Here is a 1,774-nt window from a genome sequence, read left to right on the forward strand (position 1 = left end):
TCGGAAGCGTGCTGGGAGCGGCGATCGGTGATGTACTCCCACACCCACCGGTAGGACACGTCAAGCCGGCTGGTGCGAAGGCTCAGCTCCTCATACAGCTCAAAGGTCGAGCGCTGCTTCTCCGGCGCCTTGGCCTGGTCTTCTTCCAGCAGCGCGTCCAGAAGCTGACGGACCTCGTCGCGTTTCTCCTCGTCGGCCGGAAGGGGATGCGGCAGGGGCAGCACGGTCGAGATCGCCTCCATGACCGTCTGGCGGGGCACGCTGTGCCGGGTGGCCAGGGAGCTGGGCAGCCTGTCGCCCGCGCGGTGGTCGCGGCGGATCGCGTCGAAGAGCTCTGTCTCTGGCTCGGCCATCGTCTAGTCCCTTGTGTCAGCAGGTGGTTGGGTTCATGCACGTCTCATGCTGCCCGGCTGGGCGATGGTCTGCCGCCGGCGCTGCCGCGCGCGGCGGCTGGCCGCCTGGAACGCGAGGTGGGCGCCGCAGGGTGCCGCTTCGTGCCCGGCGCCTGCTGCTCGTGCAGGCCGCAGGCGTGGGCTGCTTCGGTCACAGCTGCGCGGTCCCAGGACCTGAGGCAGGGCAGGGAAGTGGTCTCCGCGCGCCCCTCCAGCCGCCCGAAGTAGCGGGCTGCCTCGAGCAAGTCCACTGCCCAGGACGGTGCCCGCATCTCCCAGCCACGGCCAGTGGGGGCCGGTGGGTTCGTCTGGGCGGCGAAGATCCGTACCGCCAGCGCCGCGGCGTGGACGGGATGGGCGATGCGCGCGTGCAGTCGGTGCGCCAGGAGCGCGGTCGGCTCGTCGGGCTCGGGCGGGAAGCGGCCGGCAACAGGCAGCGGGAGCACCGTATGGCCCAGGCGGCGGGCTGCCGCCTCGATCACGCCGCGGCCGGGCGGGCGGCGTGTGGGCAGCAGGAAGCATGGCTCGCCTTCGTCGGGCGGGAACTGCCCGTCCGCCTCCCACCACTCGAACCGGCCCGTGCACGGTGGTGGAGCCGGTGCAGGAGAGGCCACGGCGCGGCGGGCCGCGGCCAGGCTGTGCACCTCTTCGTGCGGGAGCACGGCCAGCGGGGCGGCGAGAGCGGGCGGGAGCGGGCCGTGGCACAGCAGGGTCAGCCGGATTCCGGTGAGCTCCCGCAGGGCGAAGAGGTACTCGAAGTGCCGGGAGCTGATGCGATGCGCCCGGGTGACGATGACGTGACCGATACGCAGCGCGAGCATCCAGGCGGCGACCGCGCGCCATGCGGTCTTGGTGTTGCCCACCCAGTAGGCCTCGTCCTCGCTCCCGGCCAGTGGGAGGTGTTTGCCCAGGCTGCGCAGCAGGTCGTGGGCCAGGGAGGCGGGAGCGCTCGCCACCGGGGTGGGGTGGACGGTGATACGTCCGGCCGCGGGGGTGTGGGCGGCCAGTGCGGCAGCCATGAAGGCATGGTCGTCGTGAGGATCGTGCACCACGGTGAGCGGGGGCAGGCCGCAGTTGGTGTCGCCCGGTGACCATGTCGGCCTCCACGAACGGCTGGAGGCGTTGTCGGGCAGGGTGGCGATGGAGGGGGTCATCGCGGTCCGGGTGATGGTGGCGTGTCCGCGGCGGGCCGGGGCGAGGGGTGGCCGGCGGCGGCCTCTGGCTGCGTGAAGGGGACGGCGGCCAGGCCGAGGGCGAACAACACGTCCGGGTGGGGAGCCGGCTGTTCGCCGACGGGGTCAAGCAGGCGCCGGTTGGCCAGACGGGGGATCTGCTCAGCGGGCAGGTCGGGGGTAAGGCCGCGGGCGGTGTGGTGCAGCAGG

At 72.7% G+C, this 1,774-nt stretch carries 2 protein-coding genes and 1 pseudogene; 1 reads left to right on the top strand and 2 read right to left on the bottom strand.

Annotated features, from left to right (window positions below; genetic code table 11):
• Both AB0M27_RS47590 and AB0M27_RS47595 read right to left on the bottom strand, forming a co-directional pair.
• A pseudogene (locus tag AB0M27_RS47590) lies at positions 1-353 on the bottom strand (hypothetical protein); the annotation flags it as partial.
• Positions 354-397: 44 nt separating this feature from the next.
• On the bottom strand, positions 398-1,546 hold the full coding sequence (locus tag AB0M27_RS47595) for a hypothetical protein (protein WP_365732435.1): 1,149 nt from the start codon (positions 1,544-1,546) through the stop codon (positions 398-400).
• 47 nt (positions 1,547-1,593) lie between these two features.
• Here AB0M27_RS47595 and AB0M27_RS47600 point away from each other — a divergent pair.
• A partial coding sequence (locus tag AB0M27_RS47600) for a hypothetical protein (RefSeq protein ID WP_365732436.1) occupies positions 1,594-1,774 on the top strand: 181 nt, incomplete at its 3' end.

The organism is Streptomyces sp. NPDC052107 (assembly GCF_040680215.1).
Classification (GTDB): domain Bacteria; phylum Actinomycetota; class Actinomycetes; order Streptomycetales; family Streptomycetaceae; genus Streptomyces.

What these genes read in the sequence shown, in the direction of transcription:
- AB0M27_RS47595 (WP_365732435.1), bottom strand. Translation starts at nt 1,546, where the DNA reads ATGACCCCCTCCATCGCCACCCTGCCCGACAACGCCTCCAGCCGTTCG.